Consider the following 20,592-nt stretch of genomic DNA (forward strand, 5'->3'; position numbering starts at 1 on the left):
CCTCTTCAATATAACAAATTGATTCACACTTTCCTTTGAAAGATGTATACTATAATGCAGAACAAAAATGTATGATACATTTACAGAACATATATAACTACTCGTTTTTGATAACGGAAGGAAGAATAGAGAATGACGAAATCAATTTGTGTCGTTGGACTTGGCTATATCGGTTTACCAACGGCTGTAATGTTTGCCAACCACGGCATAAAAGTACATGGGGTGGACGTAAACCCAGCAGCAGTAAAAAGTATTCAAGATAAAAAACTTCATATAGAAGAAAATGGCTTGCAGGAGCGTTTGAACAAAGCCGTTGATGAAGGTTTCCTTACAGCATCAACAACGCCTCAGGAAGCAGATGTATTTATCGTTGCGGTTCCATCGCCGATTAATCCTGACAATACAGCAAATTTAGAATATGTACGTCAAGCTACAGCTTCAATCGTGCCATACTTGAAAAAAGGCAACCTTGTAATTCTTGAATCAACAGTACCTCCGAAAACAGTGGAACATGTGATGCTGCCTGAACTAATCAAGGCAAATCTTGAATTTGGTGTGGATTTATTTGTATCTCACTCCCCAGAACGTGTAATTCCAGGTCGCATTTTTGAAGAATTAGTGAACAACGACCGTATCGTTGGTGGTATTGATGAACAATCTGCACTAATGACAAAAGAGCTTTATCAAACATTTGTTAATGGAACAATCCACCTAACAGATGCAACAACAGCTGAGCTTGTGAAAGTAATGGAAAACACTTATCGTGATGTGAATATTGCATTTGCTAATGAGCTAGCAAAATTAGCAGAGAAACTGGACGTTAATATTTGGGAGGCGATTAAATTCGCAAACTACCATCCACGTGTGAATGTCCACTTCCCAGGACCAGGTGTAGGGGGTCACTGTATTGCTGTTGACCCATGGTTCTTAGTAGAGCTTGGGGGCGAGCAGGCACAAATTATTCATCTATCACGTAATACGAATGATAGTATGCCGAGCTTTACAGCACAACAAACACAGGCTATCTTAAATCAAAACAAAATTGCTGGTGGAAAAGTGGCAGTACTTGGACTAGCCTTCAAAGGAAATGTCGATGATATGCGCGAAAGCCCATCAACAATTGTTATTGAAGAATTACAAAACCTTGGATTAGAGGTTATTTCATACGATCCACATATTAAAGAGAACAAGCATGCTACACAAACACAAAGCATAGAGGAAGCAACTAAAGATGCAGATATCATTGTGGTTCTAACAGATCATAATGAATTCAAGGCATTAAATGCTGCGGATATCACAGCACAATCAAAAATCGTCTTCGATACGAAAAATTGCTTAAACCGTGAAAAATGGGAGGATGCAGGCTTCCAGTTCCACCTATTAGGAGATGCGAAAAACCGATGAAGGAAACAGTACTTGGCATAAACGTCAATACAGAAGGCTACGATGAATTAATGGAATTGGCATTTGAGCGCATTGAAAAAAAGCAAAAGGCGCTTGTCGTTGCCATCAACCCAGAAAAAATCATTAAAGCAAAAGAGGACCCTGCTCTCAAGAAACTTCTAAACGAAGCGGAATTTCAAATTCCTGATGGCATAGGTGTTATACTTGCCTCAAAGATCCAAAAAGGGCAAATACGTGAACGCGTTACAGGTGTTGATATGATGATGAAGCTGTGCGAGGAAGCGTCAAAACGAGGCAAGCCTATTTTCCTTTATGGTGGCAAGCCTGGTGTGGCAGATGCAGCTAAAGCAAAGCTAGAATCATTATTTCCTTCTATTAAAATAGTCGGCACACAGGACGGCTATGAAAAAAATGAACAAAAGGTAATCGACCGTATTAACGAAGCACAGCCTGATTTACTTTTTGTTGCAATGGGCAGTCCGAAGCAGGAAAATTGGATAAACGCAAATCGAGATCAATTGCATCCGACTATTTATCAAGGTGTGGGGGGATCATTTGATGTACTCGCAGGCACAGTGAAGCGAGCACCAGAAATTTTCCAGAAATTTGGCCTTGAATGGTTTTACAGATTATTGAAGGAACCCAAGCGTATCAAGCGTCAAATCGCTCTTCCATTATTTTTATTGGAAGTTGCTAGAAAGAAACATTAGTAATTTTTGAAAATTGGTATTGTCGTTTTAGAATGAAAGTGTTAGACTGTATGTGTATAGGAATTTCCTCTATGAAATAAATAGAATTCCCTGCAAGGAAACAACGGTTGGTAGCCCAAGCGAAAAAAGCTCAAGCATTTATATGCTTGAGCTTTTTTCGTGCTTTAATATGTGCAACACTAGAATTTTTGAACATTTATTGATAGGGTATCAGAATTTTGTTGGAAAAGTTGCGTAATATCACTTGAAAAAATAGCGCAAATAGATAACAATGGTAAAAGAGAGTTGTGTGTCCTTATTTTTCCGGAAACGAATTAGAAACTTTCCCAAAATATGATTGACAACTTTTAGGGATACTACTATACTTTTATGTGTAGTTGTTTATTTACTGCATTTCTATGTAGTAGAGACATAATTTTTGAACTTAGAGGAGGAAATTTTTCTATGGCTAACCAACCAAAGAAATACAAAAAATTCGTAGCTACAGCTGCGACAGCTACATTAGTAGCTTCTGCTATCGTACCAGTGGCTTCTGCTGCAGGATTCACAGATGTAGAAAACAATACTCATAAAGATGCAATCAATGCTCTTTCTGATGCTGGTATCATCAATGGATACGCTGACGGTACATTCAAACCAAACCAAACAATTAACCGTGGTCAAGTGGTTAAACTATTAGGTCGTTGGTTAGAAACTGAAGGCTTTGAAGTTCCATCTGATTGGGAAACATCTCAACGCTTCAAGGATCTTCCATTAACAGCTGAAAAAGAATTAGTTAAATATGCTGCACTTGCTAAAGATGCAGGCGTATTCGCTGGTTCAAACGGCAACCTAAACTACACTCAATCTATGCAACGTCAACAAATGGCAGTTGTGTTAGTACGTGCTATCAACGAAATCTATGACTTAGATCTAATTGCTGAGTACAAAGAAGCTGGATTCAAGAGCGAAATCTCTGACCTAGGTGCTGCTTACTCTGCTGAGCAACGTGAAGCTATCACTGCTTTAGAATATGCTGAGCTTACAAATGCTGCTAACCTACCTGGTAAAGCATTCAAACCAGCTGATTCAATCACTCGTGGTCAATTTGCTTCATTCCTACACCGTACAATCAACCTTGAAATCGTTGAAAATGTAGATGCTACTGTAAAAGCTGTCAACAACACTACTGTTGAAGTAACATTCGATGAAAAAGTTGGTAACCTAGATGAGCTTAAATTTGAAATCGACGGTTTAGAAATTAAAAACAAAGCTCACAAACAATCTAATGATAAAGTTGTTGTATTAACTACTGCTCCTCAAGAAGCAGGTAAAGAATACACAGTTAAATTAGATGGTGAAGTAATTGGTAAATTTAAAGGTATTGATGCTGTAATTCCAACTTCAGTTGACATTGTTGAAAAATCTCAACAAAATATTCTTGGTAACAATGTAACTGTAAAAGCAAAAGTTACTGTTGCTGATGGTCAATCTAAAGCTGGTATTCCTGTAACATTTAACATTGTAAATGGTCAAGAAAACAACAACCTTAACCCAGGCGGTGCATTAAACCCACCAATCGTTGCTGAAGCACTTACAGATGAAAACGGTGTAGCTTCTTACACTTACACTCGTTATGCATCTACTGCTCGTGATTTAGTAACAAACGATGAAGTACAAGCGTACTCAACAGGTAAACCATCTTTACGTGGTTTTGCTAAAGTTTACTGGGCTTCAATCAAACCATTATCAATCACTGAAGTAACAGAAGGAAACACAATTGCTAACGGTGGTAAAAAAGTTTATAAAGTAAAACTAGCAGGTGTATCTAGTAACGTAACACCTGGTGGTCACTTCGATCGCACTGTAAATATTGGCTTCAGAGAGAATGTAAACGTTACTCCAGACAAAGCTGTAAAAACTGTAACAGTAACAGACGCAAGTGGTCGTGAATTAGGCTACCCAGGTCAATTCACAACAACTAACGCTGTAACAACATCAACGTTCAACTCAATCGTGTTAAACTTAGACCACAATGGTGAAGCTACATTCACATTAACTGGTTCTAACGCAACTGTAACACCATTCGTGTTTAAAGATGCATATGCAAATACATCAAACACTGATCCAAGTTATGGTCGTTTCGATGAGACAGAATTATTTGCAGAAGCAGCAAAAGTAACATTCGGAGCGCAACACACTTTACAATTAGTGACAGAATCACTTGGCGTAAAAAATGCATCCGCATATGATGCAAGCTTTGGTGGCAATGGTGCTTATTTCGTTCGTGATGCAGCAGGCAACCAATTATACCGTGATATTTCTGGCTTCTTAAAATCAGCACCAATGAATACTAATCTTGGTGTAGGTGAAGCATGGATTACAAATAATAATCCATTACGAAGCAATGAAGTTTTACCAGCTGGCTTTAACTATAGCTATACAAACACTAATGCAAGCTCTGCAGGTGTAGCTAGTTTAGAAAAAGCGGATAGATTAAATGGTAAATCAAGCTACCGTTACAATATGAAAGATGCATCAGATGAATTAGCGAAGGATCTGGTTAATACTGGTGGTCGTGACTACAAAGCAGTATTAAAAGATAAAGATGGTAAGCTAGCTACAACTGGTACACCAATTAAATTACATGTTAAATACGGTTCTGCACGTTCAACTAATGTTGCACCAATTTATGTAATTGATAATAATTCATTAACTGTGTACAAAATTTCTGATTTCAAGAAATCAAAGCTAGAACAAGAATTTGATTTCCTAACAAACAGTAAAGGTGAAATTTCATTCACTATCATTGGTGGTCGCGATAGCTATGCAACACCAACTGTATTTGTTGATACAAACAGATCAAATGATTTAGATGCCGCTGATTTACAACACGCTGGTGAAATTGTATACTTCGGTGACCGTACAATTACATCTGCTAACTTAACAGTAAATGATAAAAACGAGACAAATGCAATCGTTTCTGACATTGCAAACTTCTCTTACCGAACAGTTGACCAAAACAATAAACCATATTCGTTAAACCATAACACAACAAGTGGTACACAAAGTCAAGAGTTTGTAACTTCATTCCAAGTACACAGTGGTTTTGGTATTGCATATGTATATGCAACTAAAGCTGACGCAGAAGCAGGTCGTAACGAAATTGGTTCTGTTGGTCAAGATGGTACACGTACATTCACAGTACGATCTGTAGATGGAAAAGCAGACATTTATGTGAAATCTGCAGTAGGTAATAAAGTAACTGTAAATGCAAGTGCATCACAAGGCACATATCCAAACAAAACGGCTACTGCTACATTCACGAACCAATTCAACGAAGGCGTTAATTCATATGTACGTGGTAAAGTAGTTGCTATCGATAAAGAACACAAACGTGTATTATTATCAGATTCAACTGGTAAAAATGTTTATGAGTTATCATATGATAAAGCTGATTTATCTATTGCTGGTCAAGGTATAAATGAAGCAACATTTGTGAGTGGTTTAAAAGTTGGTCAAGAATTAAACTACACTGCACCAGTTGATAATAAAAAAGCTTCATTCAATAACACAGACAGAGTATCTGGTGTAACTATCTCTACTAATGCGGTTATCATAATTAATGGTGACCAAACATCAGTACCTAAAACTTATGATTTTGCAACAGTTAATAATACTGGCGTAAAAGTTAATAGCGATCTTAAAGTGAAAGAAATCGTAATTAATGGTGATAATATTACGCTTGAAAACTTAAATACAGACGCTACTATTGTTGTAGGTATTCCAGATGTTGATGCAGGTAAATACCATGCTTCAATTCAAAATGTAAATGATACTAAACTTGTTAATGTAAAAGGCATTGGTACAGTATTACCTAATGTAGTAGTTAACCGTGGTGATTTAAACACATTCACAGTTAAAGATTCAACATTAGGTACTGTAACATTAAATATTGGTGAGCACGTAGCATTAGATGGCACTTCTATCACTACATTACATGCAAAAGCAAATGGTTTTGCAATTACTGGTACAGGTACTTTAACAAACTTAATTCTTGATAGTGGAGTAGCTCAAACACCACGTGCTGGTTTTACACCATTTGACCTTAAGGATACTAAAGTAACTCAAAATGGTACTGTTGGTGTACCATTTACTGTAGAAACAACTTCTGCAGATACTGTTACATTTACATTTACTGAAAATGTACTTCCTACAGATGTACGTGTTATTGAAATTTTAGCTAATGGTACTACTGCAGATTCAGCAACAATTGCAGCTACTACTAATTCTAAAGCAGTGACTGTACAACTTGCTAACACAACTGATATCAACACTAAGAAAGTTGTAGTAATCTATAAAAATATTGAATACCTTGTTGAGTATGCTACTACTTCAAAAACTTGGACAGTTACTAAAAAATAATATAATTATTAATTTTCTGGTAATTTAAATAAAAGACTCTGTATGAGAGAAATCTCTACAGAGTCTTTTTTCGTATTTTTTGCCCCCTTGTTTTGTGACGGGTTCTAAAGATAATGGACCAGAAAAAACAACCGTACAATAAAATGAAGTTCTATAATGTTTTTTTGGTATTCACATAATTATAAGCGAAAAAAATCTGTAAAATTTGATGTATTATTAAATTATCTTTCTTTTTCTGATAATGCTTCCTGTAGAGGTTGCTGTTATAGAGTTATAGCCTGAAAAATCTCAAACAGGTACTATCTGGACAATTTCTTTTTTCCACTGCTCCAATTGATACCATAAGCCAACTTTTCAATTCCTGCCCATTGAAGTGCATGGAATGGCTGTATAAAAACTATTAATACAATTTCATTCTCCCTACATAATCAACTAACTGCCTAAAATAATCTATATTTTTATTGGATAATTTGTATTTTCCAAGTAATTACTTTTTTGATTTAATAATCTTGTAAGTGTTCATTAAATGTTTTCGATAATTATTTGATAAAACCTCTTCATTAGGATTAACATCTGCTAAGATGCTATCTAAATAACATGCAGGCTATCAATAATTACTTGTTTAGTAAATAGATTAGAAATCGAATCATGCTTATTCCAATATTTAGTCAGCAATCTCTTCTCAGTAAAGCTACTGGGATTAGTGGCAAATTGATTAAATGCCTCAAAATCTAAGCCGATAAGTATAAATGCTAATTTAAATATGTACATTCCTGCTTAAATAACGATGTACAAAAATGCTTATTCATTTCATACTAATACCGAGGTGTTAGTATGCATATTCAACTAGAGATTGAGACAGAATTTAAAATTAATAGTCTTTCAGATTTAGCAAATTTTAAACAAATAATGGAGCATTTAAACATGGAAATTAACAAAAGTAAATTAGCAAGGGATATGGGAGTAGATCGACGAACAATCGATAAATATCTAAATGGCTTTATACCAAAAACAAAGCGTAATAAGCCAAATAAAATTGATGAGTTCTACCCGATTATTGCCAGCCTTTTATCAGAAGATTCTAAGCAGGTATTTTATTATCGACGCAATCTTTGGCAGTATTTAAAATACAATCATGGTTTAGATTGTGGACAATCTACATTCTGTACCTATATTGCCAATAAGCCAGAATTTAAGGCTTACTTTAAGAAAGCTGAGCGCGTACGTCTTTGAATAGCAGCATCCTTTATGAAACACGTATGGGCAAACAAGCACAGCTGGATTGGAAAGAAAGTATTCTTTATGAAACAAGTAATGGTGAACAGGTGGAAATTAATGTAGCTGTGTTAGTGCTGAGCCACTCTCGTATGCGATTCTTTTATATGAGTATTTCCAAATCGCAGGCAGTTTTATTTTCTTTCTTAACCGACACATTTGAAAAAATGGGTGGTGTACCGTAAGAACTCATCACTGACAATATGAAAACTGTAATGGATGAATCAAGAACAGAACACTTTGCAGGAAAAGTGAATACGAATTTTGCGCAAATTGCGAGAGATTTTGGATTTAAGGTGAGGCCGTGCGTAGCTGGTCGTCCTCGTACAAAAGGAAAAGTGGAAACAACGATGAAATTACTAGATGAAATCCATGCCTATCAAGGGAAGTTTACTATAGTTGAGTTACAAGCCTATATTGAAAAACTATATAATCGTATTAACCATGAACTTCATCAAGGGACGAATAAAATTCCGATTTTAGAATGGCAAAAAGAAAGGAATCACTTACTCCAGCTACCAACTGAACGAGTAAGAGATTCCTATCGAATCAACCATACGCTTGTGAAAGTCAATGCATCGAGCATGATTTCCTACAAGTCCAATCAATACTCCGTACCACCGGGGTATCAAGGCAAAAAAGTAGGACTACAAGTGTACGATCATCAATTATGGATTTATTATAACATGGAATTAATCGCACAACACAAAATAAGTGAAGCAAAACTAAATTATCAAGAGGCGCATTATCGTGAATTGATGGCAAAGGCAATGCCTGAATACCCTGATATTAACGATTTAGCGAAACGGAACTTAGCTGCGATTGGAGAAATGTATAAATGAATTCATTAATGAGTACAAATTATCAGCAACTACAGCAAAACTTAGCGTATTTAAAATTAAAGCAAATGGGCATCCATTTGAATGAAGTCATCAACTTTAGTATTAAAAATGAACTTTCTTTTATCGATACACTTATAAAATTGACAAACTATGAAATCGATGTACGTGAGCATAATATGATTCATGCGATGGTGAAAGTCGCTGCATTTCCACATTTAAAGGAAATAAAAGATTTTAATTTTGATTTTCAACCAAGCATTAATCAGCAGCAAATACTCGATTTTCAAAGTCTTCGTTTTATCGAAGAAAACGAGAATATTGTATTCCTAGGTCCAAGTGGTGTCGGCAAGACCCACCTGGCCACAGCAATCGGCATTACGGCAGCTAAAAAGCGAACAAGTACCTATTTTATAAAGTGCCATGATTTAATTCAGAATCTAAAGAAAGCCCGTTTAGAAAACCGCTTAGAGAGCCGTTTAAAACATTATACAAAATATAAACTACTAATCATTGATGAGATTGGTTATTTACCAATTGATCCAGAGGATGCGAAGCTGTTTTTCCAGCTCATTGATGCCCGATATGAGAAACGTAGCACGATTTTCACAACGAATGTGAACTTCAAATCATGGGATGAAATTTTCCCTGAACCGAAATTAGCAAATGTAATATTAGAACGTATTTTACATCACGCAAGTGTTGTCACAATCGTAGGTGATTCATACCGATTAAAGCATCATTTAACCTCAGAAAACGAGTAATTTTGTACATCCTTAAACGAGCGAAAATGTACATATTGGTGTTGACATTTATACCGATAAGTACCATTTTTATTGAGGGATTATAATACATACTAGAAAAACCAAGATTAAAGGCTTCTTCACCAACTATATTTTGATAATAACTAGGATCTAATCCAAGTCTGTCGAGATGACCCATAGAAAATTGTATCAGAATTTTGTTAGCAATATCTTTTGTTTTAAAGATATTACTTAGATTCTATTTTTTGTTCATTAAATCCTTTGAAGGTAGGAGAGTTAAAAGCATCATAAGGATTCATAACAGAATTTAATGTAAAAATTTATTATTAAAATTAGACATAATATAACTCGGAATAAATTGTAAAACTAATGGGGAGGTATTCTTATTAAACTTTTAACCTTCATTATAAATTTATTATGCTGATCATAAGTATATGGGTATTTTCAATTATAATTGGGATTTCAACCTACATGTGGATGGCATTTTATAGTATAATGACCTTATGTGTAAAAAAACATAATTAGAGGAAGGTAGACTTACAATGACATTTACGGAACCCGTACGAAAATATATTTTGTCAGGTATTGTCGCATTTATTGTAATTGGACTAATTGTGGCAAATGTTTTGGCAAACAAACAAGATGAGGAATTTATGATGGACGAGTCTTTATATAATCATGCTTTACAATTGCAATCTAGTGGAGATTTAGAAGGGGCAGAGGTAGCACTTTCACAGGTTTTAAAGGATCAGCCAAATTCAGAAATTGCTAATTATGCAGCTAGTCTAAATATGGCACAAAAAGGGGATATGAAGCAGGCTGCAATACATATGCAAAAAGTCTTAGATATTAATCCATATAAAGTGGAAGACCCAAGATTTATGATTCAAATGGGCGAAATTTTTGTCAGTGCTGAAAAATATGAAGAGGCAAAAATCGTGTTATTGCGTTGTCAGGAATCTCAATGGACACTAGAAGATATTCCAACTTATCAAGAGCATGTAGCAGCGTTATTAGCAGAAGTCGAAAATTTGCAATTAAAGGAAGGTACTAAAAATGAGTAAGTTCTACGAAAAAGTCGCCTATCGTGATACTGAAGAAGATATACAATCACAAAAATCTGTAGACAAATGGATTTTTGGGCTACTTCTTATTGTCATTGGATTTGTACCTTTAATCGTTATGGCGAGCGTAGTTGAGGTTCAATCACCGATGATAACTAATGTAAGTGCTCTAGCGGGTGGGACAAAGGGTGACCTTTTTACGCACTATAAAGCGTTAGCAGTATTAGTTATAACAGTATTAGCAGGCATCATGTTCTTGGCCAAAATTTTATTTATGAACGGTGAAATTCGAAAAACGAAACTGAATTATGCAATAGGAGCATTTGCTGTAGCAATTGTGTTATCAACAATTTTTTCACCAAACATTTCTATTGCATTGCATGGTCAATACAATCGTACTGATGGGGCAATTAGCTGGCTATGTTATTTAGCGTTATTCTTTATTGCGATGAATATTGACTATCCTAAGAAGGCTATTCAATATATTATTTACGCTACTGTCCCGTTTGTTTTAATTAACTTTGTTATTATTACATTAAATTTTTATGGGAAAGATTTACTTCAAAAAAGTTGGGCACAAAAGCTGTTTACAGCGTTTTTACCTGAAGGAGCATCTTTAAGTGAAGGTTCTGTATTATTAGGAACATTAAACCATGGGAACTATATGAGTGGTATGTTTGCAGTTATAGTCATCATGTTTCTAGCTAAAAGCTTAACTGATAAAAAGGTATTTGATAAAATCTTTAGTTTTGTTATGGCGACAATTGCAGTTTTTATAGTGTTTATGTCATTATCTACAAGTGGATTTTTAACAATCGTAGCAATGATGATTTTCATTTTATGGATTGCCCTTAAAAATGAAAAGAAGGTAATTGCTTTTATTCAAATAGTAGCATTTTGTGCTATTTCTGTTGCAGGAATTCATATATTAGCAGGAGAAAACGCCAAGGTTTGGGATGAAACATTCGGTTTCTTTATTTCTAGTAACCCATATAAAGAAGAAGCAACTGTTTTAAATAAAAATCTTTTCGACTTGGAAAAAGCTTATGCATCAGATAACAGCTTCGAGCTTCCAGAGGTTGCTCCTTCAGGTGTAGGGGCAGGATCTGGACGTGTTTATATTTGGACATATATTATGGATTTAGTCAAAGAGAGACCAATCCTAGGTTATGGCCTCGATACTTTAATCTATAATTTCCCACATTATAATAAAGATGCGAGAGCGAATCTTGAAACCGAAACAGTAATTGTGGATAAGCCTCATAATATGTATATTGGGGTTTTATATGGGACTGGAATTATAGGGTTTATAGCCTTTTTAGCAATTGTTGTATTTATAGTTTTGAATAGTTTAAAAGTGATTATTAATGGAAGAAATAAGTTAGTAATTTTGGCTTTAGCAGTATTAGCTTTTTTACTTCAAGCAGTATTTAATGATACATTACCAGGGACAGCTGCACCGATGATGGTTTTTCTAGGAATACTATATAAAAAAGATATTAATAAATTTAATTTGTCTTAAAAATATTTAATATTAAATTAAAATACGTTTGCAATAAGTTTTTAATGAAGAGGTAGCTATATGAATGTAATAAAAAATGTAAATAATAATAGAAACATTATTTTCAGTTTAGCAAAACAAAATTTTAAAAATAGGTACTTAGGGTCTCAGTTGGGGATTCTTTGGGCATTTATACAACCAACTATTATGATTGGGATATATTGGTTTGTTTTTGAAGTAGGATTTAAATCGTTACCGGTAAACGATTATCCGTTTCTTTTATGGTTTATAGCAGGTATTATTCCTTGGTTTTATTTTTCAGAAGCAGTATCTAGTGCCACTACTTCTATAATAGAAAATACTCATCTTGTAAAAAAAATAGTATTTCCAGTTTTTGTTTTACCTGTTATTTCAATTTGTAGTTCATTATTTGTACATTTGTTTTTTATTATAGTTGCGCTATGTTTGTTTTTAGGACTTGGCTATGGGGCAGATCTATATTATCTACAAATTATTTATTATTTAACTTTTATGTTAATTATGGTATCTGCTTTAGCATATATAACATCAGCATTAATGATATTTTTAAAAGATACAGGGCAAATTGTCGCAATGATGCTCCAATTTGGTTTTTGGTTAACACCAATAATATGGACAATAGAAATGCTGCCTCAAAAATATGAGATTTTTATAAAATTAAACCCTATGTTTTATATTGTTGATGGGTATAGAGACTCTTTTATTAATAAAGTTTGGTTTTGGGAAAAGCCCTATCTAACATTTTATAATTTTATTATTCTAATTTTATTGATTGTTATTGGAGTATGGGTATTTAAGCGACTAAAACCACATTTCGCTGATTTGTTGTAGGAGGGGAATTATGGGAAGTGAAACTGTAATTAAAGTTAATAATTTAAGCAAAACATATAAGATTTATGATAAACCAATAGACCGTTTAAAAGAATCAATATCACCAATTAAAAAAAAGTACCACAAAGAATTTAGAGCTTTAGATAATATCTCTTTAGAAGTCAATAAAGGAGAGATTATAGGTATACTAGGGAAAAATGGTTCTGGGAAGTCGACATTATTAAAAATTATAACTGGAGTTTTAAATCCTACAGAAGGTCATGTTGAGATAAGTGGAAAAATATCAGCTTTATTAGAGTTGGGGGCAGGATTTAATCAAGAGTTAACAGGTATTGAAAATATTTATTTAAACGGAATGATAATGGGCTTTTCTAAAAAAGAAATAGAAGAAAAGTTAGATGAAATTATAGAATTTGCTGAAATTGGAGATTTTGTATACCAGCCTGTGAAAACATATTCTAGCGGAATGTTTGCAAGGTTAGCTTTTGCTGTAGCAATTAATGTGGATCCGGATATTTTAATAATAGACGAAGCTCTATCTGTTGGAGATATGTATTTTCAAGAGAAGTCGTTTACAAAAATGAAAAGCTTTAGAGATAAAGGGAAAACTATTTTTTTTGTAAGTCATTCTGTACCAAGTGTTAGAAATTTTTGTAATAGAGCAATTTGGATACATGAAGGTGTATTAAGAATGAATGGATCTGCTGAAGTCGTGTGCAGTGAATATGTGGATTGGGTTGAAAGTCAGGCCGAGATAATAGAAGCACAAGTAGGTAATTTTAATACTAATCCCAAATCTAAAATTTATATTGAAAATGTAATTTTAGATAAAGAAACGTATGTAACAGATGAAACAATAACTTTGAATATTTACTTAGGATTTAGAGAGAATGTTTATAATTATGGGATAGGCGTATTAATTTATAATTCAAAAAATGAAATTGTTACTCTTTATAACACTGTGCGAGATGATATTGAATTTAATAATCAGAACAAAAAAGTTTGTTTAAAAATTCCTAAAAATGATTTTTTAAAAGGGGTTTACCGGATTTCAGTATCAATCTCAGACGAGTTAGTAATGTTTCATTATGACAGAAAGGACAATATTGCTCAATTCAGAGTTGAAAATAAATCAAATAGAGACGGTATCCCTATTGCAGAAGGATATTTTAGAAGTAAGCATGAATGGATTTACTAATTGAAACAGAGTAATCAGGAAATATATTTAGTATATAACTAATTTTAATATATATATATTGACACTTATATGTTTTATTAACTAATTATTATTAAGCATGTGTTTTTATAGGGAGGAATCAAGTTGCTAGAAAATAAAAAGAGTAGCATTTTGCTAACCTGTCATTCACTTGTAGATTATGCAGGAGCAGAGATTAATGCTATAAGTATCGCCATTCAACTTGAAGAACTAGGGTTTGATGTGGAAATTGCTACATTACAGTTTGGATATCCAGTTAAAGAGTTAATCAAAAATAATAAAATAATAGTTAAAAATATATTAATGGAAGAATTGGAAAAAAAAAAATATGATATTATTTGGGCACATCATGTGCCAATTTTAAATTATTTGATTTTTGAAAAAGAAGTTATAACTGATAAAGTAATATTTAGTAGTTTATCTCCATTTGAGCCATTAGAATACCCACCAATATACGTAAATGAGTTAACATTATGTTTAGCAAATAGTATGGAAACCTTTAATCAATTGAAGGCTGAAGGAGTCAATGAAAAAAATATAAGGTTATTTCCTAATTATGCACCAAAAAGCTATTTTGTAAAATTTAGAAAAGAGTTTAAAGAAAAAATTAAAAGGATTTGTATTGTATCTAACCATGTAACTGCAGAACTTCAAAAATTAGATGATTATTTGAAGCAAGAGCAAATTGAATTGGATATATACGGAATAAACAATACTCCTGTTGAGGTAACAGAAGAACTATTATTAAAATATGATGCGGTTATTACAATAGGGAAAACAGTACAATATTGTTTAGCCTTAAGAATACCTGTTTTTTGTTACGACGTTCATGGTGGACCGGGATGGATTAATGAGGAAAACTATGAAAAAGCTAAATATTATAATTTTTCAGGAAGAGGATTTAGTCAGAAATTTAATACTGAAGATATCAAAAATAAAATTCTTGGAGGATATAGTAATACATTAAAAAGTGTTGATTTATTATACCAAAAAGCAATAGATGAATTTAGCTTAGAAAACAATATCAAGGTTTTATTATTTGAAATTAAAAAAAATAGCGAAAACGTAGATTTAGAAAATATCAAAAAGCTATATCCAATAAATAGAAGTAATCAAGCATTTTTAAGAGAATATGAATATAATAACTATCGAAAAAATCTTATAAAGAGTATGCAAAATTCACTATATGATTTACAGAGTATTATTTTGAAAGATACTATTGTTGAAAATTTAACAGACCCCAGTATAATTGATAAATTTACTAACACCTTAAAGAACGAGATTAATGTTCAACAAGAGCATTTGGATATATTAAAAGTGAAATTGGCTGAAAAAGAAAATAACAATCAATCCTTGAAAGATGAACTTAAGCACCTAAAAGTACTAGTTGAAGAAAAAGAAGCTAATAACAAGTATCTATTGGAATTAGTTGAAGAAAAAAATCAAAAAGTTTTAGAAATGACGAGTACTAAGGTTTGGATATATGGTGAAAAATTTAGGAGAGGCTTAATAAAAATTAAAAAGGTTGTTAAAAATCCAAATAAGATAGCTAATAAAATTTTAAGGAAACCGAATTTGGTTAATCTAAGATCCAATCATTATACTTCCCAAGCTCTTTCTGTTCCACTGGTTTCAGTGGTGATTCCAATTTATGATAGAGAAGATGTGTTAAGGGAAAGTATAGAGTCTATTTTGAATCAAACATATCACAATATCGAGTTAATTTTAGTTTGTGATGGTTCACCAGACAATACATTAAAAATTGTTGATGAGTACAAAAATAATCCTAAAGTTAGAATATTTAAATTTAATACTAATAGTGGGAATGCAGTGAGAGGAAGAAACAAAGCTATTAAAGAAGCTAGAGGCGAATACTTAGCTTTCCAAGATAGCGATGATATAGCAGAGCCTAATAGAATACAATTATCGTTAGAATATTTATCTAAGTATGAAGTTGATGTAGTTTACGGTGGATGGAGAGCCATTGTAGAAGATACTCGAGATATTGATTTACAAGATAAACAAGAAGTTTATAGTCCAGATTGTGATTATGAGTTTTTAAAGAAAATTTGTGTTCCATGTCAGAGTACTGTGATGGTAAGGTTAGAGCCATTAAGAATAGTTGGTGGTTTGAAAACCAAAATGAGATATAGAGAAGATCATGAATTGTGGTTAAGACTTGCGTATCACGGGTATAAATTTAAAGCTATCCCAGAAATTTTAACAAACCTACGACTTCATGGAGGAAATTTGGAATTGTCATTTAAAGAAAATGATGATAAGTGGGAAAAGCTAACCCTAAAAGAACACAAAATTATTGGGAAGATGAAGCCGAAAATAGGTTATGTAGTATCTGGTACAGGGATATCTGGAGGACTAGCTGTTATTTGTCAACATGCGAATCAATTATTAGAAAGAGGGTATGATATTTATATATATACAGAGGATGGGACTGATTCAATAGATTGGTTCCCTAACTTAAAAGTTCAAGTCATACCAATCGAAAAAGTACCTGATAATCTGGATATAGTAATTGCGACATATTGGAAGACAGCGTATACAATTCAATCTATACCAGCATCAAAAAAATACTATTTCATCCAATCTGATGAAAGCAAGTTTTTCTCTGAAAATTCCCCAGAATACAAAGCCGCTCTTCAAACTTATCAAATGAATTTTGAATTTATTACTATGGCTAAATGGATCCAAAGTTGGTTAAAAGAAACCTTTGGAAAAGAATCATATTATGTACCTAATGGTGTAGATTTAGAAATTATGAAACCATCAGAACCTTTGATTCCTAAAGGGGATAAAGTAAGAATATTACTTGAGGGACCGATTGATGTACCATTTAAGGGAATGAAGGAAGCGTTTGAAGTAGTTAAGGATTTAGATTGTGAAGTTGTATGTGTTAGTACAGCGGGTATACCTAAAAAAGAATGGAAATGCGATTATTTATACCAAAATGTACCGATGGATAAAATGAGATATATTTATTCGAGTTGTGATATTTTGTTAAAGATGAGCAAAGTAGAGAGCTTTTGTTTACCAGCTTTAGAAATGATGGCATGCGGTAATACTTGCGTCGTGAATAAATTCAATGGTATTGATGAATTTGTTATGGATGGTGTAAATGGAAAAGTGGTGGAGTTAGGAAATATTGAACAAGCAAAAGCGGCTCTAGTAGAATTAATAAATAATGAAAAATTAAGAAAATTATTTTCTGAAAATGCTTTGAAAACTGCAGAAGAATGGAATTGGGATAAGAGTATTAATGAACTAGAAAAAATATTTATTGAATAATAATAAATAAGGTATTTTAATATTATTATTTTGATAAATTTAATAGCCCTTGTATTTAAAGAAACAAATTGGAGAAAATAATGAGAGTTATGTTGAAGGTTATACGTTATATTAAATTGTATGGTATTACCAAATTGTTTTTTTTATGTGTAGAAAAAGTGACGTTTTTTAAGAAATATAATTACTACGATAGTTTAGATGATAATACATCTTTTTCTATTAAAGATAGCAAATTTCAGAATAATGCTATGAAGTATAGCATAGTAGTTCCTCTTTTTAATACCAATCTCTTTTTTTTAGAGAAGATGATAGAATCAGTTTTAAACCAAACCTATACTAACTTTGAACTCTGCTTACACAATGGTGGAAGTGAGAAAAGAGGGATTGAGGAAATAGTTAAAAAATATTGTGAAATTGATTCTAGAATAAAATATAAGGCTTCTAAAGAAAAGTTAGGTATATCATCTAATACTAATGAAGCATTAAAAATGGCCACAGGAGACTATATTGGGTTGTTAGATCATGATGATTTGTTACACCTGAATGCTTTGGAAGAATGTTATAAAGTTATATGTAGTAAAGCTCCAGATGTAATATACACTGATGAAGATAAAATATCAAAGAATGGTAAGAGAAGATTGAAGCCACATCGAAAATCAGATTGGGCACCAGATACGTTAATGAGTTATAACTATGTATGCCATTTTCTAGTCTTTAATAGTAAATTGTTGAACTATTTAGGTGGATTCAACTCTAATTTTGATGGTAGTCAAGATTATGATTTTATCTTAAGACTGAGCCAAATAACCAATAATATATATCATATACCTAAAATTCTTTACCATTGGAGAATTAGTGAAACTTCAACAGCAGGAAATATTGGTATTAAGCAGTATGCTATAACTGCTGGACAAAAATCACTAGAAGCTTATTATAGGAAAACAAATAAAGATATAATAGTTAATCAAAGTATATTACCAGGTATATTTGTAAGAGATTTCAAAGAGAAAGAGTTGACTGATAAAAAGATATTAATAGTTGCAAATGGGAAATTTGAAAATAGTCAAAAGTTAATTAAATACTATAAGCAATTGAATATAGAGCGATTAAAGAATGCTAAATGCATCATATTAAATGAGATTCAAGTGTTATATGAGTTTAATGAAAATTGTGAAGTCATTGTAATGGAGAAATTTAATTTTTCTAGGCAAATGAATTCTATTTTAATGGAAAATGAATTTGAGCTATGTGTGTTTATTAATTATAATACTGAGATACTTGTATCAGATTGGTTAGAAAGAATGATACTTGAAGCTGAATTTAACCATGTAGGAGCTATAGCTCCTAAAATAATATTTAACAGACGAGTTGAAAGTTTTGGTTTAGCAATTACTAAGAAGAAGATAATTGATATTCATAATGGTATTAATAGAAACTTTAATGGTTATTTTTCAAGGAATCGAATTTCTCAGAACTTTACTTCAGCGAGCCCACATATTTTGATGGTTAAAAAAGAGGTTTTTGAAAAAATTGGATATTTCGATGAAGTGTTAAAAACTCCAATGTCTCTAATAGAATATTGTTTACGCATTAACTCAAAAGGAATGTTTATCAAAATGATTCCATTGGAATTAGCAAAATCTAATAAGAAAAACTGGCTATCCCAATATGAGGGAAATTATATATTATCTAAATACAATTCTATTTTGGAAGATAGAGATAGATTTTACCCAATAATTAAATAGATAATTAAACTACTAATTATTTAAGAGAGAACGGAGTGTATAATATGAAAGGAATAATTTTGGCTGGAGGTAGTGGAACTCGTCTATATCCGCTCACTCGTTCAGTTTCCAAACAATTATTACCGATTTACGATAAACCAATGATTTATTACCCACTATCTGTATTAATGCTAGCAGGAATTAAGGAAATTCTTATTATATCAACACCTGAAGATACACCTCGCTTTGAACAATTATTAGGTAATGGTGAAGATTTAGGGATACATTTAGAATATGCAGTACAACCATCACCAGATGGCCTAGCACAGGCCTTCATTATAGGTGAGGAATTTATTGGGGATGACTCTGTAGCACTTATTTTAGGAGATAATATTTTCTATGGGCACAAATTTACATCTATGTTAGAACGAGCAGCCTCTAGAGAAGAGGGGGCTACTGTTTTTGGCTACAATGTAAATGATCCAGAACGTTTTGGTGTAGTAGAGTTTGATGAAAATGGAAAGGCCATTTCTATAGAAGAAAAGCCAGTAAATCCGAAATCGACATATGCTGTAACAGGTTTATATTTTTATGATAATAGTGTTATAGAAGTAGCAAAATCTATTAAGCCATCAGCACGTGGAGAACTTGAAATTACGGATGTTAATAAAGCCTATTTAGAAGCAGGAAATCTTCATGTAGAGTTACTAGGACGAGGCTTTGCTTGGTTAGATACAGGAACACATGAATCGTTACTAGAAGCTTCATCATTTATCGAAACAATTGAAAAGCGTCAAAGCTTAAAGGTTGCATGTTTAGAGGAAATTGCCTTCCGAAAAGGGTATATTACGAGAGATCAATTGCTAGAGCTAGCAGAGCCGCTAAAGAAAAATGGCTATGGTCAATATTTAATTAAGTTGGCAAATAAAAAGTTATAAGGGGTCCTATAAAGTGAATTTTATTAAAACAAAACTAAAAGATGCCTATATTTTGGAACCCAAAGTTTTTGGGGATCATCGTGGTTTTTTTATGGAAACTTATAATGCTAAATTATTGGATAAACAAGGTTTTTCTTTTAATTTCGTACAAGATAATCATGCATTATCAAAAGAGAGTGGTGTGTTAAGGGGATTACATTATCAGCTTGAACCTTTTGCTCAAACGAAGCTAGTAAGGGTAACAAAAGGTGCTGTATTTGATGTAATTCTTGATATTCGTGAAGGTTCCCCCACCTACGGACAGTGGGAAGGGTTTATTTTGAGCGAGGATAATAAAAGACAATTACTGGTACCTCAAGGTTTTGCACATGGTTATTGTACATTAGTTGAAAATACAGAATTTCTTTATAAGGTAGATAATTATTATTCTCCAGAGCACGATCGTGGAATTGCTTGGAATGATCCAAATTTAAATATAGACTGGCCTACGTCGAAACCAATTTTATCTGATAAAGATACCAAGCACCCAAACCTAAAGGATTTAGAAAGCCAATTTATTTATAAAGGTAAGGAATGATAA

13 protein-coding genes and 1 pseudogene are annotated in these 20,592 nt (G+C 32.7%); 13 read left to right on the plus strand and 1 reads right to left on the minus strand.

All coding sequences use genetic code 11. The annotated features are described in order from the left end of the window. The first annotated feature begins 132 nt into the window (after positions 1–132). The 3 genes from B2R82_RS11710 to B2R82_RS11720 all read left to right on the plus strand — a co-directional run bounded on the left by B2R82_RS11710 (position 133) and on the right by B2R82_RS11720 (position 6,518). Positions 133–1,404, plus strand: coding sequence for a nucleotide sugar dehydrogenase (locus B2R82_RS11710; RefSeq protein WP_286925022.1), 1,272 nt, complete (start codon positions 133–135; stop codon positions 1,402–1,404). Beyond that, positions 1,401–2,114 carry a WecB/TagA/CpsF family glycosyltransferase gene (locus tag B2R82_RS11715; RefSeq protein WP_286925023.1) on the plus strand — a complete coding sequence of 238 codons (714 nt, stop codon included), beginning with the start codon at positions 1,401–1,403 and terminating at the stop codon, positions 2,112–2,114. Before B2R82_RS11710 ends, B2R82_RS11715 begins: the two co-directional genes overlap by 4 nt. Before the next feature lie 444 nt (positions 2,115–2,558). Then, entirely contained in the window at positions 2,559–6,518 is a 3,960-nt protein-coding gene (locus B2R82_RS11720) for an S-layer homology domain-containing protein (RefSeq protein ID WP_286925024.1), read from the plus strand. A gap of 588 nt (positions 6,519–7,106) precedes the next feature. Here the strand turns inward: B2R82_RS11720 and B2R82_RS11725 are convergent. Then, complete coding sequence (locus B2R82_RS11725) at positions 7,107–7,289, minus strand: hypothetical protein (RefSeq protein ID WP_286925025.1); 183 nt, start codon at positions 7,287–7,289, stop codon at positions 7,107–7,109. A gap of 63 nt (positions 7,290–7,352) precedes the next feature. Between B2R82_RS11725 and istA the strand changes: the two are divergent. The 10 genes and pseudogenes from istA (at position 7,353) to rfbC (ending at position 20,589) form a co-directional block, all read left to right on the plus strand. Further along, positions 7,353–8,635 (plus strand): annotated as a pseudogene (gene istA, locus B2R82_RS11730) (IS21 family transposase). Positions 8,636–8,643: 8 nt separating this feature from the next. Then, a complete protein-coding gene (istB, locus tag B2R82_RS11735; protein ID WP_286925099.1) occupies positions 8,644–9,396 on the plus strand; it encodes an IS21-like element helper ATPase IstB in 753 nt (250 codons plus the stop codon). Positions 9,397–9,938: 542 nt separating this feature from the next. Beyond that, complete coding sequence (locus tag B2R82_RS11740; protein WP_286925026.1) at positions 9,939–10,460, plus strand: tetratricopeptide repeat protein; 522 nt, start codon at positions 9,939–9,941, stop codon at positions 10,458–10,460. Then, positions 10,453–11,982 carry an O-antigen ligase family protein gene (locus B2R82_RS11745; protein WP_286925027.1) on the plus strand — a complete coding sequence of 510 codons (1,530 nt, stop codon included), beginning with the start codon at positions 10,453–10,455 and terminating at the stop codon, positions 11,980–11,982. The genes B2R82_RS11740 and B2R82_RS11745 overlap by 8 nt, the downstream gene beginning before the upstream one ends. 60 nt (positions 11,983–12,042) lie before the next feature. After that, complete coding sequence (locus B2R82_RS11750) at positions 12,043–12,831, plus strand: ABC transporter permease (RefSeq protein ID WP_286925028.1); 789 nt, start codon at positions 12,043–12,045, stop codon at positions 12,829–12,831. A 10-nt stretch (positions 12,832–12,841) separates the two neighbouring features. Further along, on the plus strand, positions 12,842–14,029 hold the full coding sequence (locus B2R82_RS11755) for an ABC transporter ATP-binding protein (RefSeq protein ID WP_286925029.1): 1,188 nt from the start codon (positions 12,842–12,844) through the stop codon (positions 14,027–14,029). A 123-nt stretch (positions 14,030–14,152) separates the two neighbouring features. After that, positions 14,153–17,350, plus strand: a complete 3,198-nt coding sequence (locus B2R82_RS11760) for a glycosyltransferase (protein ID WP_286925030.1) — start codon at positions 14,153–14,155, stop codon at positions 17,348–17,350. Positions 17,351–17,430: 80 nt separating this feature from the next. Continuing rightward, positions 17,431–19,095 carry a glycosyltransferase family 2 protein gene (locus tag B2R82_RS11765; RefSeq protein ID WP_286925031.1) on the plus strand — a complete coding sequence of 555 codons (1,665 nt, stop codon included), beginning with the start codon at positions 17,431–17,433 and terminating at the stop codon, positions 19,093–19,095. Between the two features lie 44 nt (positions 19,096–19,139). Continuing rightward, the gene (gene rfbA, locus B2R82_RS11770; protein ID WP_286925032.1) at positions 19,140–20,012 is read left to right on the plus strand and encodes a glucose-1-phosphate thymidylyltransferase RfbA; all 873 of its coding nucleotides are present in this window, start codon (positions 19,140–19,142) and stop codon (positions 20,010–20,012) included. 13 nt (positions 20,013–20,025) lie between these two features. Next, positions 20,026–20,589: a dTDP-4-dehydrorhamnose 3,5-epimerase gene (gene rfbC, locus B2R82_RS11775; RefSeq protein ID WP_054770209.1), complete on the plus strand. Its 564-nt coding sequence runs from the start codon at positions 20,026–20,028 to the stop codon at positions 20,587–20,589. Positions 20,590–20,592: the final 3 nt, after the last annotated feature.

The sequence above is a fragment of the Lysinibacillus sp. UBA6686 genome (assembly GCF_002455205.1).
Classification (GTDB): Bacteria; Bacillota; Bacilli; order Bacillales_A; family Planococcaceae; genus Lysinibacillus; species Lysinibacillus pakistanensis.

Excerpts from the sequence above, each read along its gene's own strand:
- B2R82_RS11710 (WP_286925022.1), top strand. The coding sequence starts at position 133 with ATGACGAAATCAATTTGTGTCGTTGGACTTGGCTATATCGGTTTACCA.
- B2R82_RS11715 (WP_286925023.1), top strand. The coding sequence starts at position 1,401 with ATGAAGGAAACAGTACTTGGCATAAACGTCAATACAGAAGGCTACGAT.
- B2R82_RS11720 (WP_286925024.1), top strand. The coding sequence starts at position 2,559 with ATGGCTAACCAACCAAAGAAATACAAAAAATTCGTAGCTACAGCTGCG.
- B2R82_RS11725 (WP_286925025.1), bottom strand. The coding sequence starts at position 7,289 with ATGTACATATTTAAATTAGCATTTATACTTATCGGCTTAGATTTTGAG.
- istB (WP_286925099.1), top strand. The coding sequence starts at position 8,644 with ATGAGTACAAATTATCAGCAACTACAGCAAAACTTAGCGTATTTAAAA.
- B2R82_RS11740 (WP_286925026.1), top strand. The coding sequence starts at position 9,939 with ATGACATTTACGGAACCCGTACGAAAATATATTTTGTCAGGTATTGTC.
- B2R82_RS11745 (WP_286925027.1), top strand. The coding sequence starts at position 10,453 with ATGAGTAAGTTCTACGAAAAAGTCGCCTATCGTGATACTGAAGAAGAT.
- B2R82_RS11750 (WP_286925028.1), top strand. The coding sequence starts at position 12,043 with ATGAATGTAATAAAAAATGTAAATAATAATAGAAACATTATTTTCAGT.
- B2R82_RS11755 (WP_286925029.1), top strand. The coding sequence starts at position 12,842 with ATGGGAAGTGAAACTGTAATTAAAGTTAATAATTTAAGCAAAACATAT.
- B2R82_RS11765 (WP_286925031.1), top strand. The coding sequence starts at position 17,431 with ATGAGAGTTATGTTGAAGGTTATACGTTATATTAAATTGTATGGTATT.
- rfbA (WP_286925032.1), top strand. The coding sequence starts at position 19,140 with ATGAAAGGAATAATTTTGGCTGGAGGTAGTGGAACTCGTCTATATCCG.